This is a genomic window from Kitasatospora sp. NPDC127111, from assembly GCF_042677465.1.
In the GTDB taxonomy this organism is placed as follows: domain Bacteria; phylum Actinomycetota; class Actinomycetes; order Streptomycetales; family Streptomycetaceae; genus Kitasatospora.
The window spans coordinates 71,280-90,327 of record NZ_JBHXTG010000019.1 but is presented as its reverse complement, the minus strand read 5'-3'; the positions used below and the strand labels follow the sequence as shown (position 1 = coordinate 90,327).

Genomic DNA, 19,048 nt, shown 5'->3' with positions numbered 1-19,048 from the left:
CGACCGAGCACCCCCGGGCCGGCGGACGCTCGCGCCCGGCACGCCTTCGGCCGGCGCCGCGGGGGGAGCGGTGGGGGCCGAAGGCGCCTTGGTCGTACGGTCGTTGGGGGCGCTGCGTCAGCCGAGCTGGCCGGTCGGGCGCACGGTGATGTGGTTGATGTCCACGCCCACCGGCTGGTTGATGGCGAAGGCGATCGTGTCCGCGATCTGCTCGGGGGTCATCGTCGGCGAGGCGTCGGGGGTGCCGCCGCGCTCGTTCCAGAACGGGGTGTCCACCACCCCGGGGGCGACGACGGTCACGCCGACTCCGTCCTTGCCGACCAGCAGCCGGGTGTTCTCGGCCAGCGCGTGCGCGGCCCACTTGGTGACCGAGTACAGGTTGCCGGGCGTGTTGCGCACCCCGGCGACCGAACCGATGATCACGATCCGGCCCTTGGACTCCCTGAGGTGCGGCAGGGTCTCCCGCACCAGCAGGGCCGGGCCCAGGACGTTGGTGAGGACCATGGCGCGCATGTCCTCGGGGGCGTGGCTCTCCAGGTTGCCGGGCAGTGAGAAACCGGCGTTGGCGATGACGTTGTCCAGTCGGCCCCACACGTCCACCACGCGGCGCACGGCGGAGGCGACGTCGTGCTCGTCGCTGGTGTCGCCGGTGATCGTCAGCAGCCGTTCGCCCGCTCCGGCCGAAGCGGCGAAGGCGGCCAGCTTGTCCGCGTCACGTCCGGTGACGGCCACGTGGTGGCCCTGCTCGAGCAGGGCGCGGGCGGTGGCGGCGCCGATTCCGGTCGAGCCACCGGTGATCAGCGTGACGGGTTCCATGGGACGGCCTCCTGAGCGATGTGGTCGTCGGGGCTCCCGCAGCGTCCTGGATGTCCGCGCACGCGAGGTGGCGCGTCAAGTCGACGAACTCCCCGTCGTCGGCCCCCCGAAACGCCTGCACTATACCCGGCGATCTTCCCGTCGAGCCGGTCCACCACCGCTGACCGGCCACGAGACGATCCGTCGTCGTCCTCCAGCACGACTCGGGCCGTCGCCCTCCTTCGCGTCCGGCGGTCTCTCCCGGGTGCGGTCGGCCCTGTTCACCGAGGGGTCGGCGACGGGGCTTCGGCGGGTGGGGTGATGCGGATGGTGAGGTGTCCTTCCTCGGCGTCGGCGGTGATGGTGGAGCCGTCGGTGACGTCACCGGCGAGCAGGGCCCGGCCGATGCGGGTCTCGACCTCGCGTTGGATGAAGCGGCGCAGGGGCCGTGCTCCGTAGACGGGGTCGAATCCTTGGTCGGCGATGTGGCGGCGGGCCGCCTCGGTCAGGCGCAGGTCCAGGCGGCGGTCGGCGAGCCGGTGGCGCAGGTCTTCGGTGAGCAGGTCGACGACGCGTTCGATCTCGGACATGGTGAGGGGTTTGAAGAGGACGACGTCGTCGATGCGGTTGAGGAACTCGGGCCGGAAGTGGCGCCGCAGTTCGTCCATGACAGCGGCGCGGGCGCCTTCCTTGATCTCGCCGTCGGGGGTGACTCCTTCCAGGAGGTGGTGGGACCCGATGTTGCTGGTCATGATCACCACGGTGTTGCGGAAGTCGACGGTGTGCCCTTGGGCGTCGGTGAGGCGGCCGTCGTCGAGGAGTTGCAGCAGGGTGTTGAAGACGTCCGGGTGGGCCTTCTCGACCTCGTCGAGCAGCAGGACGGAGTAGGGCTTGCGGCGCACCGCTTCGGTGAGCTGGCCGCCCTCCTCGTAGCCGACGTAGCCGGGCGGGGCACCGACCAGACGCGAGACGGTGTGCCGTTCCTGGTACTCGCTCATGTCGAGCCGGACCATGTTGTCCTCGGTGTCGAACAGGGCCGCGGCCAGGGTTCTGGCCAGTTCGGTCTTGCCGACGCCGGTCGGGCCGAGGAAGAGGAAGGAGCCGATGGGCCGACGGGGGTCCTTGACGCCCGAGCGGGCCCGGATGACGGCGTCCGCGACGAGTTGGACGGCTTCGTCCTGGCCGATGACGCGTTCGTGGAGGATCTCGTCCAGCCGCAGGAGCTTGTGGCGTTCGCCCTCCAGGAGCCGGCTGACGGGGATGCCCGTCCAACGGGCGACGATGGCGGCGATCTCGTCCTCGGTGACGACCTCGCGCAGCAGCCGCCGGCCGCCCTGCTTGACGGCCAGCTGGTCCTCTTCCGCGCGCAGGCGGCGCTCCAGCTCGGGCAGTCGGCCGTGGCGCAGCTCGGCGGCGCGGTTGAGGTCGTAGGAGCGTTCGGCGTCCTCGGCCTGGATGCGGGCCTGTTCGATCTCCTCGCGCAGGGCCTGGACCTTCCGCAGGGCCTGGCGCTCGGATTCCCACCGGGCGCGGAGCGAGTCGGCCGCGGCGCGGGCGTCGGCCAGTTCGCGGCGGAGTTCGGCCAGGCGGTTACGGCCGGCGGGGTCGTCCTCCTTGGCGAGGGCGGCTTCCTCGATCTCCAGGCGGCGGACGCGGCGGGTGAGTTCGTCGAGTTCGGCGGGCATGGAGTCGATCTCGGTGCGCAGCATGGCGCAGGCCTCGTCGACGAGGTCGATGGCCTTGTCGGGCAGGAAGCGGTCGGAGATGTAGCGGTGGGAGAGGGTGACGGCGGCCACCAGGGCGCTGTCCTGGATCTTGACGCCGTGGAAGACCTCCAGGCGTTCGCGCAGGCCCCGGAGGATGGAGACGGCGTCCTCCTCGCTGGGCTCGTCGATCATCACGGGCTGGAAGCGGCGCTCCAGGGCGGCGTCCTTCTCGACGTGCTTGCGGTACTCGTCGAGGGTGGTCGCGCCGATCATGTGCAGTTCGCCGCGGGCGAGCATGGGTTTGAGCATGTTGCCGGCGTCCATCGCGCCTTCGGCGGCGCCGGCGCCGACGACGGTGTGCATCTCGTCGACGAACAGCAGGATGCGGCCGGCGGCGGCGGTGACCTCGTGGAGGACGGCCTTGAGGCGCTCCTCGAACTCGCCGCGGTACTTGGCGCCGGCGACCAGGGAGCCCAGGTCGAGGGCGAAGACGGTCTTGTCCCGCAGGCCCTCGGGCACGTCGCCGTGGGCGATGCGCTGGGCCAGGCCCTCGGCGATGGCGGTCTTGCCCACGCCCGGGTCGCCGATCAGCACCGGGTTGTTCTTGGTCTTGCGGGAGAGGATCTGCACGACGCGGCGGATCTCCGCGTCCCGGCCGATGACCGGGTCGAGCTTTCCGGCGCGGGCCTCGGCGACGAGGTCGCGCCCGTACTTCTCGAGCGCCTCGTAGGTGACCTCGGGCATGGCGGAGGTGACGCGCTGGTTGCCGCGCACCCCGGTCAGGGCGCCCAGGAACCGCTCCCGGTTCAGGCCGTGGTCGTGCAGGACGCGGCCGGCGGCGCTGTCGGTGCCCTCCTCCAGCAGCGCCAGCAGGAGGTGCTCCACGGACACGTACTCGTCCTTGAGCCGCTCGGCCTCCTGCTCGGCGGCGTCCAACAGCCGTGCCAGCCGCTGGGTGAGGAAGACCTGCCCCGGCGCGGCGCCCGGGCCGGAGACGCTCGGGCGGCGCCCGAGCGCGGCCTCCACCGCGGCACGCACCTGGTCGGCGTCGGCACCGGCCGAGGTGAGCAGCCGGGGGATCAGCCCGTCGCTCTGGTCGAGCAGGGCCAGCAGCAGGTGCTCGCCGTCGACCTCGACGTGGCCGAAGCGCAGGGCCTTGGTCTGGGCGTCCTGCAGGGCTTCCTGGGATTTCTGCGTCAGTCGGTCGGTGTCCACGGCGGCTTCACCTTCTGCCGGTGGCGGCGCGCCCGGCGAGCGCGGCCTCGAGTTGGTCGATGCGGTCCAGCAGGTCGAGGACGACTCCGAGCGCGGCGTAGTTCAGGCCCAGGCCGGAGCGCAGGCGCTGGATGCGGGCCAGCCGCATCAGGTGCGTGGTGTCGAAGCACGGCTGCCCGGCCGGGCCGGTGGCGGGTTCCAGCAGCCCGAGCGCGACGTAGCGGCGCACCAGGTCGGGGTGCAGCCCGGTGGCGGCGGCGAACTCGCCCAGGGGGACGCCGATCCGGCGGGCGGCGGTGACGCGCACCAGTGGGTAGCGGTACGGGTTCTGCGGCACGTCCGGTCACCCTCATCTCTTGCTCTCGCCGTGGACTCGGGGGTCGAAGCGCGACTGTTCGGCCAGGCGCCGGAACAGGTCGCGTTCGTCGGGTGTCGGCTCGGGGGGCACCATGATCTTCACCTCGGCGTACAGGTCGCCGGCCGGCCCGCGCGGGTTGGGCAGGCCACGCCCGCGCAGCCGCAGCCTGCGCCCGCTGGAGGAGCCCGGCGGCAGCTCCACCCGGGCCGGGCCGCCGGGGGTCTCCACCGGTACGGAGGCCCCCAGGGCGGCCTCCCACGGGGAGACCGGCAGGTCGACGGTGACGTCCCTGCCCTGGACGCGGTAGCGGGGGTGCGGGGCCAGGCGCACCACCAGGTACAGGTCGCCGGCCGGCCCGCCGCCACTGCCCGTCCCGCCCTGCCCGGCCAGGCGGATGCGCTGCCCGTCGGTGACGCCCGCCGGGATGTTGACCTCGTAACTGCGCGGCCCGCCCGAGGTGTTCAGCGTGATGCGGCGCTGCCCGCCGGAGTAGGCGTCCTCCACGCCGAGGGTGATCTCCGCCTCCCGGTCCGCCCCGGGCATCCGCCCGAAGCCGTCCCCGCCCCGGCCCGCGCCGCCGAACAGGCCGCCGAGCAGGTCTTCGAAGTCCGCCCCACCGAAGCCGCCGGCACCGAACCCGCCCTGCCCGAACCCCGACCCGCCGGTGTTCACGTACACCCGGCGGCCGCCGGCCCCGCCGAACGGCCCGCCACCGCCGAACGGCCCGGCCGCCTCGGAGGCCGCACCCTCGCGGGCCTGGGCCTGCTGCCACGCCGGCCCGAACCGGTCGTAGCGGGCCCGAGTGTCCGGATCGGACAGCACCTGGTACGCCTCGCTGATCTCCTTGAACCGTTCCTCGGCCCCCGGTTCCTTGTTCAGATCCGGGTGCCAGCGGCGGGCCAGGCGGCGGTACGCGCGCTGGATCTCCTCGGCGCCGGCGTCCCGGGAGACCCCGAGCACCTCGTAGTAGTCACGGTTCGACGCGGCCATCCGGCTGCTCACTCCTCGGATTTCGCCGCGACCGCGACGACCGCCGGTCGCAGCAGTCCCTGGTCGCTGTCGTAGCCGGCGCGCAGGACCTCGAGGATGCTGCCGGGGGGCGCGCCCGGCTCGGGCCGGACCTGGGCCGCCTCGTGCCGAGCGGGGTCGAAGGGCTCGCCGGTGGCGGCGATCCGCCGGTAGCCGAGCTGCTCGAGCACCGCGTACGCCTGCCGGCACACGGCCTCCACCCCGGCGACGATCGTCTGCGGGTCCGCCGCGGCGTGCCGGAGCGCGAGTTCGAGGTGGTCCACCACCGGCAGCCACGCGGCGGTCACCCGGTCCCGTTCGGCCCGGCGTTCCTGCCCTGTCTGGCGCTCGTAGCGCTTGCGGAGGTTCTCCGCCTCGGCCACGGCACGCTGCCAGCGGTCCCGCAACTCCTCGACGTCCGGTCCCGGCGGCACCGGCCCACCCGCCGGGTGTTCTTCCCGCACCGGCCCACCCGAGGGATGCTCTTCCCGCACCGGCCCATCCGCCGGGTGTTCTTCCCGCACCGGCTCACCGGTGGGCCCAGCCTCGACCGGACCGGTTCCGGACCGCTGCCCGCTCCCACCGGACGGTCCGGTCCCGGCAGGATCCTCGGCCCGCCGATCGGGCCCGCGTGCCTCGTCGCTCATCGGGACATCACCCCTCGGTCAACGGCTCGCTCCACCGGTCGCCCCACCATGCGGATCAGCCGGGCCTGAACTCGGCGTCGATCACGTCGTCATCGCCGCCCTGGGGCCGGCCGGCGCCCGGTCCGCCCTGCGGCGGGCCGTCACCCGCGCCGCCCGCGCCGCCCGCGGAGGACGCGGAGGCCGCGAGGCCGTGCAGCAGCTGCTGCAGGTCCCCGGTCAGCGAGCGCACGCGCTCGAGAGGAGCCTCCTCCTTGACGGCCTGCCGCGCGTCCGCGATCAGCGCCTCGGCCCGGCCCCGGTCGTGCACGGCGACCGCCTCCCCCAGCTCGCCCAGGCGCCGCTCCACCTGGTAGGCGGCACTGTCGAGCTCGTTGCGCGCCTCCACCAGCTCCCGGATGCGGGCATCCTCGGCCCGGTTGCGTTCGGCCTCCTGAACCATCCGCTGGACCTCGGACTCCTCCAGCGTGCCGCTGCCGGAGACGGTGATGCTCTGCTGGGCGCCGGTGTCCTTGTCCCTCGCGGACACGTTCAGGATGCCGTTCGCGTCGATGTCGAACGTCACCTCGACCTGCGGCACGCCCCGGGGGGCGGGCGGGATGTTCTCCAGCCGCACCCGGCCCAGCACCCGGTTGTCCGCGGCCCGCTCCCGCTCGCCCTGCAGGACGACCACGTCGACGGCCGGCTGACCGTCCTCGGCGGTGGTGAACGTCTCAGAGCGGCGGGTGGGAATGGTGGTGTTGCGCTCGATCAGTTTGGTCATCAGGCCGCCGAGCGTCTCCACGCCGAGGGACAGCGGGGTGACGTCCAGCAGCAGCACGTCCTTGACCTCGCCCTGCAACACCGCCGCCTGCACGGCCGCGCCCAGGGCCACGACCTCGTCCGGGTTGACCGACATGTTCGGGTCCTTGCCGCCGGTCAGCCGGCGCACCAGGGCCTGAACAGCCGGGATGCGGGTGGACCCGCCGACCAGGATGACCTCGTCCACGTCGTCGGCGGTCACCTTGCCATCGGCCATCGCCTGCCGCACCGGGCCGAGGCACCGCTCCACCAGGTCGGCGGTGAGCTGCTCGAAGGTGGCCCGCGTGACCGTCGTCGTCAGGTGCTTGGGACCGGAGGCGTCCGCAGTGACGAACGGCAGGTTGATCTGCGTCTGAGCGGTGGCCGACAGCTCCACCTTCGCCTTCTCCGCCGCCTCGTACAGCCGCTGCAACGCCTGCGGGTCACGCCGCAGATCGATCCCGTTCAGCCGCTGGAAGTCCTCCGCCAGATGGTCCACCAAGCGCCGGTCGAAGTCGTCACCGCCCAGGTGCGTGTCGCCGGCGGTCGACCGCACCTCCACCACCCCGTCGCCCACGTCCAGGATGCTGACGTCGAACGTGCCGCCGCCCAGATCGAACACCAGCACCGTCTCGTGACCCTTCCGGTCAAGCCCGTACGCGAGCGCCGCCGCCGTCGGCTCGTTCACGATCCGCAGCACCTCCAGCCCCGCGATCCGGCCCGCGTCCTTCGTCGCCTGCCGCTGCGCGTCGTTGAAGTACGCGGGGACCGTGATCACCGCCTGCGTGACCTTCTCCCCGAGCTGCTTGGACGCGTCCTCCGCGAGCTTGCGCAGCACCGCCGCCGAGATCTCCTCCGGCGCGTAGGACTTGCCCCGGACCGAGAACCGCACCGCGTCGTCCGGACCGGCCACGACCTCGTAGGAAACCTGCTCCGCCTCCGTGCGCACCTCGCCGAACCGGCGGCCGACGAACCGCTTCGCCGAATACACCGTCCCCTTCGGGTTCAGCACCGACTGGCGGCGCGCCAGCTGGCCCACCAGCCGCTCCCCGGTGTCGGAGAACGCCACCACCGACGGCGTCGTCCGCCCGCCCTCCGCATTGGTGACCACCCGCGGCTGCCCGCCCTCGTACACGGCGATCACCGAGTTCGTCGTTCCCAGGTCGATGCCCACAGCCTTCGCCATCGCCGTGCCTCCGCGCTTCCGCAACCCCCCCGGGCAGCTGCGCACACACGTGCGCGAGATCCCTCCGGCGCCGTTGTGGCGTGCGCCTATCCCCGGGGGCCGGACTCAAACCGGCAGACCGCCGAAGAGCGACCGGAAAAACTTGAGTCTCCTCTTGTCAAGAAGACTGCTGCGACGTATATCAAAAGTACGGCGTAACCCGCCGACACCAGCAGCGATCCATGGACAAGGAGGCGAGAACGATGCTGCTGAGGACCGATCCGTTCCGAGCGCTGGACCGTGTCACCCAGGAGCTCTTCGACGGTGGTCGGCTTCCGTCCGGCGTGCCGATGGACGCCTGGCGCGAGGACGGCGCGGTGTGGGTCACCTTCGACCTGCCGGGTGTCGATCCCGACTCGGTCGATCTCCAGGTCGACCACGACGCGCTGACGGTCACGGCCGAGCGCAAGCACGGCTACGCGGAAGACGCGCAGGTGCTCATCTCCGAGCGCCCGGTCGGCACCTTCACGCGGCAGCTGTCCCTCGGGGAGGCGCTCGACGCGGACAACATCGAGGCCAGCTACGACGCGGGTGTGCTGAAGCTGCGGATCCCGGTGGCCGACAAGGCCAAGCCGCGCAAGATCGAGATCAACGGGGGCCGCAAGGAACTGCAGTCCTGACACCCTCGAACACGCCGACTCGAACACGCCGAACGGGCCGGGCGCACATCGACCTGCGTGGCCCGAGCCGGCCCGTTCGGCGGCCACCACCTCCCGGCCCTACCGGGCCGACCGCCGCCCGGCCTCGATCGAGACCTGTCCGGCGGGCAGCCGGGCCGGGGGTCACAGTTTGTACATGGCGTGGTACGGCTGGACGACGCGTTCCTGGTGTGATCCGAAGTCGACGAGTACGGCGGCGTCGCCGGCCTCTTCGACACCGACGACCCGGCCGAGGCCGTACCGGTCGTGGGTGACGCGGTCACCTGGGGCGAAGTGCTTGCGCGGCGGTTCGGGCCGCGTCTGGAAGGGGCTGGTGGGCAGGGGGCGGCGGACTGCTGCACGTTTCGTCATTTCCGGCCAGTATGCGCCGGAAAACGCGGCCGCGGAACCCTTGGGAGCGTTGAAATCAGCGGCGTCGAAATGTGCCTGGCCGACGGCACGCACCGTACGCCCCATGAGGTGCCGCGCCGCTCGTGTCCGGGCCCGCCGGGGGAGATTTCCGGCAGGCTGTGCCGCCCCGCCGGGCGGGGCCAGCGGTGGACGGCGGGCGGCGGGCTCCTGAAGTGGGTTGGGGTGCAGGAGAGTTGGGAGCCCGGACAGCGGGACGTGGCGACCTCGGAGGAGGCCCCTTCGAAAACCCGGGGTGAAATGTGCGCCCGTTGTGGGCCCGGGCCTGCTACAGTCGTTATCAGTTGCAGTAGTGGTTCCCATGAACTTTGTGTGCGCCTGCTGATGTTTCGCAGGCGCATTTTTGTTTCCCGGCTCTTTCCCCGGGTGGGTGCTCATCGCGGCGACTCGAAACCCGCGCCGTGCGGGTTTCGGACAGCCCATGAAGGAGATTTTGATGGCTAATGGCACCGTGAAGTGGTTCAACTCGGAGAAGGGCTTCGGCTTCATCGAGCAGGAGGGTGGCGGCCCCGACGTCTTCGCCCACTACTCGAACATCAACGCCAACGGCTTCCGTGAGCTGCTCGAGGGCCAGAAGGTCGAGTTCGACGTCACGCAGGGCCAGAAGGGCCCGCAGGCCGAGAACATCCGCCCGCTGTAGTTCTTCCGCTCCGGCACTCGCCCGGTAGTGAGGGGCCCGCACCGCGACATGTTGCCCGGTGCGGGCCTCGGCGTTTACGGGCGCCGTCGAAGCGCCCCGGCCGGGCCGGCGGGACACGCAGCGCCGTGTTCGGGCCGACATCCGGCCGCTCGCGGTGAGGGTTCGCGGTCCAAGGCCCTCCGCGGCCGTTCTCCACGGCCGCCCCCACGCCCGCCCCCCCGGCAGGCGCCGCCCACGGGCGAGGCGTCCCACGGGTCCGCCGTCCCACGTTCCGCCCGCCGCATTTCCGGCCCGTTCCCTTGCGGTCTCCTCCGGCCCCGCGCCGCAGGGCCTTCCTCGTGACGCGCCGCCCGAAGGAAGGTCCTCCCGCATGAACCGCTCCAGTCGCTCCTCGTACCGGAGGGCCGAACCCCGCTCCGGGGACGGTTCCTCCCCGCCCGCGTCGGGCCCGGCCGACGGCCGGCGGTCCCGCGGCCGGGGTCAGGGCCGGGGCCCGTCGCGGGGCTCCTCCTCGGACGAGTTCGCGATGCCGGTGAGCACGACCCCGGCGCTGCCGGCCGTCGGGTCCTTCGACGAGCTGGACCTGCCGAAGGCACTGCTGTCGCTGCTGGCCCGCAAGGGCATCACCGCCGCGTTTCCGATCCAGGCCGCGACCCTGCCCAACTCGCTGGCCGGCCGCGACGTGCTGGGCCGGGGCCGGACCGGCTCCGGCAAGACCCTCGCGTTCGGCCTCGCCCTGCTGGCCCGCACCGCCGGCCGGCGCGCCGAGCCGGGGCATCCGCTGGCCCTGGTGCTGGTCCCCACCCGCGAGCTCGCACAGCAGGTCACCGAAGCCCTCACCCCCTACGCCCATGCGGTGCGCCTGCGGACGGCCACCGTGGTGGGCGGGACGCCGATCGGCCGCCAGGCATGGATGCTGAACCGCGGGGCCGAGGTCGTCGTGGCCACCCCGGGCCGGCTCAAGGATCTGATCCAGCGCGGGGACTGCCGGCTGGACCGGGTCGGCATCACCGTCCTGGACGAGGCCGACCAGATGGCCGACATGGGCTTCCTGCCGCAGGTCACCGAGATCCTCGACCAGGTCGCCGAAGGCGGACAGACGATGCTGTTCTCCGCCACCCTGGACCGCAACGTCGACCGCCTGGTGCGGCGCTTCCTGAAGGACCCGGTCACGCACTCGGTGGACCCGTCGGCGGCGGCGGTCAGCACCATGGAGCACCACGTGCTGCAGGTGCACAACGTCGACAAGAACGCCACGATCGCCCACATCGCCGCCCGCGACGGCCGGGTGATCATGTTCATCGACACCAAGGACGGAGCGGACCGGCTGGTCGGCGACCTCCTCGCGAAAGGCGTCAAGGCCGCGGCCCTGCACGGGGGCAAGTCCCAGCCGGAGCGCACCCGCACCCTGGAGCAGTTCCGCACCGGCGGGGTGACCGCGCTGATCGCCACCAACGTCGCCGCCCGCGGCATCCACGTCGACGGCCTCGACCTCGTCGTCAACGTCGATCCGCCGACCGACCACAAGGACTACCTGCACCGCGGCGGACGCACCGCCCGCGCCGGCGCGTCCGGAACCGTCGTCACGCTGGTGCTGCCCAGCCAGCGCCGCGCGGCGGCCCGCTTGATGGCCTCGGCCGGAATCGTCCCCGTCACCACCAAGGTCCTCGCAGGCGGCGACGAACTCACCCGCATCACCGGTGCCCGCGTACCCACCGGCGTGCCCGTCGTGGTCGCCGAACCCGCCTTCGAGCGCCCGCGCCGCAACGCCCCCGGCGTCCGCGGCCGGCGTGGCCGTCCCGCCCCCGCGGGCGGCGACACCCGGACGGCCTCCGGCCGTGTCGAGCGCGGATCCTCCGCCCGCCGCCAGGCACCCGGGCGCACCGCCCCCGCCGCCCCCGCCGCGTAGCACCCGGCGGGCCCCGGCACGGGGTCGACGTTCCCTGCCGGAACGCCACGCGTCGGCGCCCCTCGCGGCGCGTGGCCCGACGGAGCCGCTCGACGGAACGGGATCTTGAGGCCACGAGCAGCCTGTGGCAGGCTCATGCCGCATGATCGATGAGTTCGCGAAGGCCACCCTGCACGGGAGACTGCGGCGGGACCGCGAGGCGCTGCTCTGGAAGCTCGACGGCTTGTCCGAATACGACGCCCGCCGACCTTTGACAGCGACCGGGACCAACCTCCTCGGCCTGGTCAAACACGTGGCCACCGTGGAGGCCAGGTACTTCGGCGAGGTCTTCGGCCGCCCTTCCCCGGAGCCGCTGCCCCGGTGGCAGGACTACGACGGCAGCGATCTGTGGGCGACCGAGGACGAGAGCCGCGATCAGATCATCGGGTTCTACCAGCGCACGTGGGAACACTCGGACGCGACGATCAACGAGCTTCCCCTCGACGCCCCCGGCCACGTGCCGTGGTGGCCGGAGCCCTGTCCCAACACGAACCTGTTCGCCGTCATGGTCCATGTCCTCGGCGAGTCCAACCGGCATGCCGGGCACGCCGACATCCTGCGCGAGGGCCTCGACGGCCGAACCGGGGTGCGCCCCGAACACGAGAAGCAGATCGATGAGGAAGCCCGCGCAGCCTACTGCGCGAAGATCGAGCAGGCCGCCAGATCGGCCGCACCGATCAGGGGTGAGAGGTTGTCCCACGTGACGTGATGGTCGTGCTGAGCGCCCGCCGGACGCCGCGGGCGCCCACGGCACGACGCAGGTCCGCGCTGTGCCCGGCAGGGTCGGGCGTGGTTGCTCCCGAGCAGAGTGTCGCTCCCGACGAGACCTATGAGCAGCGCAACACCGTCGGGCGAGGCGTCAACCGCCGGAAGCGGTGGCGAGGCAGCCCGATGGACGTCGCCTGCGCGTGGGCGCGCGAGCACGCGGCTCCTCGTGTTGGGCATCGCGACGACGCTGGAGATCTCACCCGGCGTGCGGCTGATGGACGATCCGCAATTCCCCGAGGAGCACCGGCTGTTCTCCCAGGGGCATGTCGCGGAGTTCGATCTGCTGCGGACGGCTGCGACGGAGCTCGACTGGCTGATGGTGGTCCCCCCGCTGGACCTGAACGCGCGCGCCGAGGCCACCGGCGGCTACCGGAGCGCGGTCGGTGCGGTGGTGGGGCGGGGGCGGATAGCGCATGCGGACCTGGCGGTGGCGCTGCTGGACGAGATCGAGACACCTCGGCATCGCGGGGTGCAGTGGACGGTTTCGCACTGACGCCGTGACGAGGGGACGTCGGTCGGGGGGCAGGCTGCTGCCGGCGGGCTCAGCCACCGACCGACGGTCGTCGCGGTCAGAACGTGATGACTCGAAGGGGCGAGTTGCCACGGTCAGGGTTCGAGGAGTTCGACCGTCACGGTCACGATGTCGCCGACGTCGAGCGCCTCGGCCTTGCGCACCGCCCGTTTGACCGGCAGCACGTAGCAGCCGCGGGCGCTGTCCGGGAAGATCGACGTGAGCCAGGTGCTGCCGCCGATCGTGACCCGCACGCGCCGCGAGCCGAAACCGCGACGCGGCCCGCCAGGTACGTCCCGGACCTCCTCGGACGCCTCGGCGGGCATGCTGACGAACGTCCAGCTGTCGGCTCGCCGCGCGTCCCAGATCCACAGCTCGCCGTCGAAGGTGAACACCAACACAGACCCAGCATCGCACGTGGGGCCGACGGCGAGCGGCACCGTGAAGGCTTCCCCGCTGCTTCCGTGACGACCGCCCGAGGGACGATCGCCGGCTGGTAGCAGCTCGCCGAGGCCATGGGGGCCGTCGTGGGGACCGGACGGGAGGGGGCGGGGTGCCGGGTGATCTCCGTCTGCTGCCACGTTTCTCCGTAGGCCAGAGCCAGGGTCAGGGCTCGGGTCTCATCGCTGATTGCTCGTCGACTCCCCCGGGGCGCCGTCGACCTCTGCCCGGGTGCGCAGCCGGCCGCGCGCGGCGAGCCCGGCCAGTCGGTGCTGTTCCCCGGCCGCCCAGCTCTCCACTCGTGCCGGGTCCAGCGGTCCGCCGTGGCCGACGTGCAGCGTGGTCGGCTTCAGCGCGAGCATGGCGCGGAGACTGGCCAGGTTGCCGACCGGGTCGTCGTGGAAGGGCGGGTTGGCCGGCCTCCCGTGGGCGACGCCGAGGAAGGAGGTGGCGACCAGGTCGCCCGCGACGAGATCGCCCTCATCGGTGAGGACCGATATCGACCCGGCGGTGTGTCCGGGGGTGGGCATGATCCGGGCGTCGACGCCGTACTCGTACAGCGCGCCCGGGCCGTCGACCAGGACGTCCGGCCGGAACGGTTCGGCGTGCTCGTGGAAGGCGTCCAGTCGGTCCAGGAAGCGGCCGAACCGCCCGGTGGGGAGGTACGGCTCCCGGATCCGGCCGGTGGTGTAGGGCCCGAGGTCCGCGACGTGTGCGACCACCGGTGCCCCGGTGGCCCGGCGGAGTTCCGCGGCGGAGCCGAAGTGGTCGATGTGGGCGTGGGTGATGACGATCGCCGAGACGTCGCGGGGCTCGATGCCGTGCTCGGCGATCCGGGCAAGGATCCTCGCGCCGCTGCCCGGGATGCCGGTGTCGACCAGCACCGCCCTACGGCCGAGGAGCAGAAAGGCGTTGACGTTGCGTTTGCCCAGGACCGGTACCGGAATGACTTTGGTGTGTGCCATGGCTGCGACGCTATGTCCGCCCGAGTGAGCCGTTCCATGCTTGTCCGACGCGGATTCCTGTCTGTTCGTCTCACCCCGTGTAGGGTCCGGGTATGGATGTCCTCGCCGACGTGCTGTCCGCCACGAAGATCGGCGGCACCGTCACCGCCAGGGTGCACGCCGCCGGGCCGTGGGGGATCGCATTCCCGCACCTGCCCTCGGCCGTCTTCCACCACCTCACCCAGGGCACCGCCTGGCTGCGCCGGCCGGGCGCCGAACCGCTCCCCCTGACGGCGGGTGACCTCGTCCTCCTGCCGGCGGGCACCGGTCACGCGATGGCCGGCGACCGGACGGGACCGACGATCCGGTTCGAAGACGTCACCCCGGCCACTCGCAGCGGGCCGGGCACACCGATCGACTTCCCCGGCCCCGGACCTGAGACCCGCGTCGTCTGCGGCGGGTACCGCTTCGACACCCACGCCTCCCACCCATTGCTGAGCCTGCCGCCCGTGCTCCTGCTGCGCGCCGACCCCTCGGCGCGCCGCCACGACCTCACCGAGACGCTGCGCATGCTGACCGCCGAACTGGCCGACCCGGCGCCGGGCTCACAGACCATCACCGACCGGCTGGTCGACGTCCTCTTCGTCCACATCCTGCGCCAGTGGGCGGCCATGCGGGACACCCCGGACCTCGGCGCCACCTGGTGGGCGGCGCTTCGGGACCCCGAAGTCGCCGCCGCGATCTCCCTCATCCACGAAGAACCCGGGCGGACCTGGACGGTGGACACCCTGGCCCGCGAGGTCGGCGTCTCCCGGGCCACCCTGTCCCGCCGCTTCACCCGCCTCGTCGGCGAACCCCCGCTGGCCTACCTGACACGCTGGCGCCTGGAGATCGCCGCACGGAGGCTCCGGGAGACCAACGAATCCGTCACCCGCATCGCCAACACCGTCGGCTACACCTCGGAGTTCGCCTTCTCCCGCGCGTTCGCCCGCCACCGCGGCACCCCACCCACCCGCTACCGAGCCACCCACGCGGTGTAGCAGCCTGGGTGCGGCGACCTCGGTCGGCACTCCGCCGGGGGCCCCGGTCGCGCGAGGCCCCGGTTCCGGCGCGACGAGACGATGCGGCGGGGAGGGGCGCCGCGGTCCCCATTCGGATGAATGCGCAAAGCTCGGCTTCTGGTGCGGTGCCGACGGGTGATAAGAATTCTCTGCGTGCTCGAATCAATCAGCTCATTAGTAGCATGATCGTGCACGAATCACATGTGTTGCATCGAGAACGGATTTATTGTCATGGCATTCGCCCTCCGCAAGACGCTCGCCCTCACCGCACTGGCGCTGACCGCCTCCTTCCTCCCGGCCGGGAGCGCCGCGGCCGCGCCGGCGCTGCACCCGGGCGTCTACTGCCTGGCCGACGCCTGGGGCACGCCGAACGTCGGCACCAAGCCGTGCGACGCCGGAGACCAGGGCCAGCACTGGACCGTGACGGGCGACCAGATCGCCCTGGCCAATGCCCGGGCCTACTGTCTCGCCAATCCCTGGGGCACCCAGAGCGTCGGCATCAAGGCGTGCGACGGCCGTGACCCGGGCCAGTACTGGAGCGTCCAGGGCGACAAGATCTTCCTCACCAACGCCCCGGCCTACTGCCTCGCCAACGCCTACGGCACGCCGAACGTCGGCACCAAGCCGTGCGACGCGAACGACCCCGGCCAGCACTGGGTGGTCTTCGGCGACCAGATCAGCCTGGCGTACGCCGGATGATCCCCTCCCGTTGCCCGGGGCCGGTCCGTCCGGACCCGGGCAACGGGCTGCGGGCTGCGGTGGGGAATTGCAGAATTGCGCGTTCGGAAGAATTCTCTGTTTTTCGAGTAGGGGGAATTGGAACGCCGACAGTGCCTCGTTCCCGTGAACGAGCGCGAGTCCAGCCACCCGTTCTCCCCGGGTCGGTCCGAACCCGGTCCCCAAACCTCATGCTCCAGCCGTAGATCGTGATCACGGATGGGAAGGTCAGGCCCGGGACGCTCCGAGGAACCGCAGCACGGCCAGGACGCGGCGGTGGTCCGCGTCGACCACGGGCAGGTCAAGCTTGGCGAAGATGTTGTTGATGTGCTTCGCCACGGCGCTCTCGCCGACCACCAGCGCCTGCGCGATGCCGGCATTGGAGCGCCCCTCGGCCATCAGGCCGAGCACTTCCCGTTCGCGGGGGGTCAGCCGCGCGAGCGGGTCGCTGTCGCGCCGCAGCAGCAACTGGGCGACGACCTGCGGGTCCAGGGCCGTGCCCCCGTCCGCCACTCGCCGGACCGCCGCCACGAAGTCGGCGACATCGGCTACCCGCTGCTTGAGCAGGTAGCCCACACCGCTGGTGTTCGCGGACAGCAGGTCAGCCGCGTACCGCTCCTCCACGTACTGGGAAAGCAGCACCACCGGCGTCCCCGGCCAGCGCCGACGGATCTCCATCGCCGCCCGCACCCCCTCGTCGGTGAAGCCGGGCGGCATCCGGACGTCGATCAAGGCGAGTTCGGGCCGGTGCTCCGCCACTGCCGCCAACAGCCCGTCCGCGTCGCCGGCTTCCGCGGCGACCTGGAACCCGCCCATCTCCAGCACCTTGATCAGGCCGACGCGCAACAACACCGAATCCTCGGCGATCACCGCGCGCACGGCAGCTCCGCGGTGATGGTGGTGGGCCCGCCAGCGGGGCTGCTGACGTGGAACGCCCCGTCGAGGGAGCCGACCCGCTTGGCCAGCCCGGTCAGTCCCGTGCCGGCGGCGGCATCGGCACCGCCCAGTCCGTCGTCGGTCACGCGTACTCGCAGCACCTCGCCGACCTGACTGACCATCACCTCCGCGCACATCGCGTTGGCGTGCTTCGTTGCGTTGGTCAGCGCCTCAGAGATCACGAAGTACGCGACTGACTCCACGTTGGGCGCCACGCGCTCCTCCAGATCGACCCGCAGCCGCACCGGCAGGGGCGTGCGGGCAGCCAGCCCGGACAACGCCGCGTCCAGACCGCGGTCTTCGAGCACGGCCGGGTGCAGCCCTCGCACCAGGTCATTGAGTTCGGCGATCGCCTCCTTCGCCTCCAGGTGCGCTCGCGCGATCACCTCGCGGTCATCACTCGGCAGGTTCGGGCGGGTGGCAAGGGCCAGACCCAGGTTGACCGCGAGAGACACCAACCGCTGCTGGGTGCCGTCGTGCAGGTCGCGCTCGATCCGGCGGCGCTCCGCGTCGACGGCCTCGATCAAGTCGGTCCGGCTCACGGCCAGCTGATCGACCCGCTCCTGGAGCCGCTGCGCCCGGCTGGGCCCGAGCAGGACCAATGCCAGCCGTGCCTCGGCCCGGGCTACTGCCCGCGCGGTCCAGGGCAGGGCGCACAGGAGGAGGAGTCCAGCCGCTGTGTAAGCCGGCAGCTGGGTCGGGTAGCCGAACCAGTCCTGGCGGATTCCGGTGGGCAGCGCCCATGACCAGGCGTAGGCGATGACGCCGGCCAGGCCCGCCGCTGCCACCGCGAGCACCAGCAGCTCCAGCAGCGCGAGCAGCGGGCCCAGCAGGAGGTGGTAGCCGATCTTGCGCCAAGGCCGCGCCGCCGCGAGCCACCGGGCGGTCGCGGCCCACGTCCAATGCTCCGGCGCGGTGGGGGTGAGCCGGGGGACGCCCACACCGATGAGCACCCGGTAGCGAGCCCGCTGAACGGCCGTCAGCACCGGGGTTCCGAGCAGGACCAGGGCGGCCGACGTGGAAACCGTAAGGAGCCAGTTCCCCGTCCTGGCGGTAGTCGTCGCCGCCCAGGCCCACACGGGCACCAGCGCCAGGTGCGGCAGCACACCAGCGGCAAGAAAGCAGGCGTCCCGCCGCGCCCGGAGGACCGTGCGTCTCAGTCCAGCTGGAATCGTCATGGCACGACGCTAGAGCACCGCAGGAGGACGGTGCCATGAAACCTGTACCCGATCTCATGGTGAACCTAGTACCCCAGCTGTAGATCTTGATCTCGGCCTGTGGGCGGACAGCACCTCGGGTCGGTAGGTCGGCTTCGGCTGGCGCTGGCAGGCGGACCGGCCCCGGTGGCACAGGCACTGTGCCCCGGTGAGCATCGTCCTCAGGTTCTTCGTGGCATCGGACACCGAAGCCGCCGCTGTCGTCGCGGAGGGTGGTCCCGCCGGGGTCTTCGAGCCACCCGGTCGAAGCTCGCTGAGAACGGGCCCGCACCGAGACGGGTCACTCCCGTCCCTCTCAACGGATTTCGATCCGACGGGAAGTCGGGCAACGGCGGGGGCAGGCGCATGGCGAATGCTTCGACGCGCGGATCGACCACCGGTCGAACTTCGCCGGGACCGACCGAACTCCGGTGGGACGGGACAGCCACGATCGACTGAGAACCCAAGCACGGTATGACGGTCAGTCACTTGTCGTTGTCAGCGCGCGAAGCCGGGTGTACATCCGCCTGGGCACGGCGCCCGGCTCGCGGTACGGTCGGGGGCACGGGTTGTCGGCAAGGGGGGATCGCGCATGCTGTCCGAGGCACTGACCGCGCTGGCCATGTCCGGTGGGACGGCGGTGATGACCGCAGCCGGGACCGAGGCCTGGCAGGGGTTCCGAGACCGGGTGGCCGCCTGGTTCGGGCGGGGGAACGCCCGGCGTGAGAGCGCCGAGCTGGAGCGGCTGGACCGCACCGCCGCCGAGCTCGCGGCGGCTGAGGGCGGGCAGCTGGAGCGGCTCCGGATCCGCCAGGAGGCCTCCTGGCAGGCCCGGTTCGAGGCGTTCCTGGAGGACCTGCCGGAGGACGAGCGCGAGCGCGCCGGCGAGGCGCTGCGCGAGCTGCTGGCGGCGGGCGCGGCCCAGGCCCAGGTGTCGGCCGGGGACGGCGGGATGGCGGTCGGCGGAGACGTGCACATCAGCGCCCGGAAGGGTTCGGTCGCCGCCGGTGTGATCCACGGGGGCGTGCAGATCGGCCACCCTCAGGCGCCGGATCCGTCCAAGGGCTGAACGGACCGGCCACGCCAAG

General features: G+C 72.0%; 19 protein-coding genes. 8 read left to right on the top strand and 11 right to left on the bottom strand.

From position 1 onward, the window contains the following. Nucleotides 1–117 precede the first annotated feature (117 nt). From ACFVHB_RS15030 to dnaK, 6 genes are all read right to left on the bottom strand, one after another. The gene (locus ACFVHB_RS15030) at nt 118–816 is read right to left on the bottom strand and encodes an SDR family oxidoreductase (RefSeq protein ID WP_380320774.1); all 699 of its coding nucleotides are present in this window, start codon (nt 814–816) and stop codon (nt 118–120) included. Between the two features lie 260 nt (nt 817–1,076). Further along, entirely contained in the window at nt 1,077–3,716 is a 2,640-nt protein-coding gene (clpB, locus tag ACFVHB_RS15025) for an ATP-dependent chaperone ClpB (RefSeq protein WP_380320771.1), read from the bottom strand. 7 nt (nt 3,717–3,723) lie between these two features. Further along, nucleotides 3,724–4,053, bottom strand: coding sequence for a chaperone modulator CbpM (locus ACFVHB_RS15020; RefSeq protein ID WP_380320768.1), 330 nt, complete (start codon nt 4,051–4,053; stop codon nt 3,724–3,726). 12 nt (nt 4,054–4,065) lie between these two features. Continuing rightward, on the bottom strand, nt 4,066–5,064 hold the full coding sequence (locus tag ACFVHB_RS15015; protein ID WP_380320765.1) for a DnaJ C-terminal domain-containing protein: 999 nt from the start codon (nt 5,062–5,064) through the stop codon (nt 4,066–4,068). 8 nt (nt 5,065–5,072) lie between these two features. Further along, nucleotides 5,073–5,516, bottom strand: coding sequence for a nucleotide exchange factor GrpE (locus tag ACFVHB_RS15010; RefSeq protein ID WP_380320762.1), 444 nt, complete (start codon nt 5,514–5,516; stop codon nt 5,073–5,075). 268 nt (nt 5,517–5,784) lie between these two features. Next, nucleotides 5,785–7,692 carry a molecular chaperone DnaK gene (dnaK, locus tag ACFVHB_RS15005; RefSeq protein ID WP_380320759.1) on the bottom strand — a complete coding sequence of 636 codons (1,908 nt, stop codon included), beginning with the start codon at nt 7,690–7,692 and terminating at the stop codon, nt 5,785–5,787. 242 nt (nt 7,693–7,934) lie between these two features. Between dnaK and ACFVHB_RS15000 the strand changes: the two genes are divergently transcribed. After that, entirely contained in the window at nt 7,935–8,351 is a 417-nt protein-coding gene (locus ACFVHB_RS15000) for an Hsp20/alpha crystallin family protein (protein WP_380320756.1), read from the top strand. A gap of 162 nt (nt 8,352–8,513) precedes the next feature. Here the strand turns inward: ACFVHB_RS15000 and ACFVHB_RS14995 are convergent, their stop codons facing one another. Continuing rightward, nucleotides 8,514–8,741 carry a hypothetical protein gene (locus ACFVHB_RS14995; RefSeq protein WP_380320753.1) on the bottom strand — a complete coding sequence of 76 codons (228 nt, stop codon included), beginning with the start codon at nt 8,739–8,741 and terminating at the stop codon, nt 8,514–8,516. Between the two features lie 493 nt (nt 8,742–9,234). Between ACFVHB_RS14995 and ACFVHB_RS14990 the strand changes: the two genes are divergently transcribed. The 4 genes from ACFVHB_RS14990 to ACFVHB_RS14975 all read left to right on the top strand — a co-directional run bounded on the left by ACFVHB_RS14990 (nt 9,235) and on the right by ACFVHB_RS14975 (nt 12,647). Then, nucleotides 9,235–9,438, top strand: a complete 204-nt coding sequence (locus ACFVHB_RS14990) for a cold-shock protein (RefSeq protein WP_045694210.1) — start codon at nt 9,235–9,237, stop codon at nt 9,436–9,438. A 370-nt stretch (nt 9,439–9,808) separates the two neighbouring features. Next, nucleotides 9,809–11,347, top strand: coding sequence for a DEAD/DEAH box helicase (locus ACFVHB_RS14985; protein ID WP_380320749.1), 1,539 nt, complete (start codon nt 9,809–9,811; stop codon nt 11,345–11,347). 142 nt (nt 11,348–11,489) lie between these two features. Further along, on the top strand, nt 11,490–12,095 hold the full coding sequence (locus ACFVHB_RS14980) for a DinB family protein (protein WP_380320746.1): 606 nt from the start codon (nt 11,490–11,492) through the stop codon (nt 12,093–12,095). 228 nt (nt 12,096–12,323) lie between these two features. Further along, nucleotides 12,324–12,647 (top strand): hypothetical protein, encoded by a 324-nt coding sequence (locus ACFVHB_RS14975; RefSeq protein ID WP_380320743.1) that lies wholly within the window; start codon nt 12,324–12,326, stop codon nt 12,645–12,647. A gap of 113 nt (nt 12,648–12,760) precedes the next feature. Here ACFVHB_RS14975 and ACFVHB_RS14970 read toward each other — a convergent pair whose 3' ends face one another. After that, nucleotides 12,761–13,066 (bottom strand): DUF1905 domain-containing protein, encoded by a 306-nt coding sequence (locus ACFVHB_RS14970; RefSeq protein WP_380320740.1) that lies wholly within the window; start codon nt 13,064–13,066, stop codon nt 12,761–12,763. Between the two features lie 219 nt (nt 13,067–13,285). Next, nucleotides 13,286–14,071 (bottom strand): MBL fold metallo-hydrolase, encoded by a 786-nt coding sequence (locus tag ACFVHB_RS14965; RefSeq protein WP_380320737.1) that lies wholly within the window; start codon nt 14,069–14,071, stop codon nt 13,286–13,288. A 92-nt stretch (nt 14,072–14,163) separates the two neighbouring features. On the opposite strand from ACFVHB_RS14965, the gene ACFVHB_RS14960 reads away from it, so the two are divergent. After that, a complete protein-coding gene (locus ACFVHB_RS14960) occupies nt 14,164–15,090 on the top strand; it encodes an AraC family transcriptional regulator (RefSeq protein ID WP_380320734.1) in 927 nt (308 codons plus the stop codon). Nucleotides 15,091–15,342: 252 nt separating this feature from the next. Next, nucleotides 15,343–15,810: a ricin-type beta-trefoil lectin domain protein gene (locus tag ACFVHB_RS14955; protein ID WP_380320731.1), complete on the top strand. Its 468-nt coding sequence runs from the start codon at nt 15,343–15,345 to the stop codon at nt 15,808–15,810. Nucleotides 15,811–16,056: 246 nt separating this feature from the next. Here ACFVHB_RS14955 and ACFVHB_RS14950 read toward each other — a convergent pair whose 3' ends face one another. Both ACFVHB_RS14950 and ACFVHB_RS14945 read right to left on the bottom strand, forming a co-directional pair. Further along, a complete protein-coding gene (locus ACFVHB_RS14950) occupies nt 16,057–16,707 on the bottom strand; it encodes a response regulator (RefSeq protein ID WP_380320728.1) in 651 nt (216 codons plus the stop codon). Beyond that, nucleotides 16,695–17,942 (bottom strand): sensor histidine kinase, encoded by a 1,248-nt coding sequence (locus ACFVHB_RS14945; protein ID WP_380320725.1) that lies wholly within the window; start codon nt 17,940–17,942, stop codon nt 16,695–16,697. The genes ACFVHB_RS14950 and ACFVHB_RS14945 overlap by 13 nt, the downstream gene beginning before the upstream one ends. A 610-nt stretch (nt 17,943–18,552) precedes the next feature. On the opposite strand from ACFVHB_RS14945, the gene ACFVHB_RS14940 reads away from it, so the two are divergent. After that, nucleotides 18,553–19,029, top strand: coding sequence for a hypothetical protein (locus ACFVHB_RS14940; protein WP_380320722.1), 477 nt, complete (start codon nt 18,553–18,555; stop codon nt 19,027–19,029). The last annotated feature ends 19 nt before the right edge of the window (nt 19,030–19,048 follow it).

Excerpts from the sequence above, each read along its gene's own strand:
- ACFVHB_RS15030 (WP_380320774.1), bottom strand. The coding sequence starts at position 816 with ATGGAACCCGTCACGCTGATCACCGGTGGCTCGACCGGAATCGGCGCC.
- ACFVHB_RS15015 (WP_380320765.1), bottom strand. The coding sequence starts at position 5,064 with ATGGCCGCGTCGAACCGTGACTACTACGAGGTGCTCGGGGTCTCCCGG.
- dnaK (WP_380320759.1), bottom strand. The coding sequence starts at position 7,692 with ATGGCGAAGGCTGTGGGCATCGACCTGGGAACGACGAACTCGGTGATC.
- ACFVHB_RS15000 (WP_380320756.1), top strand. The coding sequence starts at position 7,935 with ATGCTGCTGAGGACCGATCCGTTCCGAGCGCTGGACCGTGTCACCCAG.
- ACFVHB_RS14995 (WP_380320753.1), bottom strand. The coding sequence starts at position 8,741 with ATGACGAAACGTGCAGCAGTCCGCCGCCCCCTGCCCACCAGCCCCTTC.
- ACFVHB_RS14990 (WP_045694210.1), top strand. The coding sequence starts at position 9,235 with ATGGCTAATGGCACCGTGAAGTGGTTCAACTCGGAGAAGGGCTTCGGC.
- ACFVHB_RS14985 (WP_380320749.1), top strand. The coding sequence starts at position 9,809 with ATGAACCGCTCCAGTCGCTCCTCGTACCGGAGGGCCGAACCCCGCTCC.
- ACFVHB_RS14980 (WP_380320746.1), top strand. The coding sequence starts at position 11,490 with ATGATCGATGAGTTCGCGAAGGCCACCCTGCACGGGAGACTGCGGCGG.
- ACFVHB_RS14965 (WP_380320737.1), bottom strand. The coding sequence starts at position 14,071 with ATGGCACACACCAAAGTCATTCCGGTACCGGTCCTGGGCAAACGCAAC.
- ACFVHB_RS14960 (WP_380320734.1), top strand. The coding sequence starts at position 14,164 with ATGGATGTCCTCGCCGACGTGCTGTCCGCCACGAAGATCGGCGGCACC.
- ACFVHB_RS14955 (WP_380320731.1), top strand. The coding sequence starts at position 15,343 with ATGGCATTCGCCCTCCGCAAGACGCTCGCCCTCACCGCACTGGCGCTG.
- ACFVHB_RS14945 (WP_380320725.1), bottom strand. The coding sequence starts at position 17,942 with ATGACGATTCCAGCTGGACTGAGACGCACGGTCCTCCGGGCGCGGCGG.
- ACFVHB_RS14940 (WP_380320722.1), top strand. The coding sequence starts at position 18,553 with ATGCTGTCCGAGGCACTGACCGCGCTGGCCATGTCCGGTGGGACGGCG.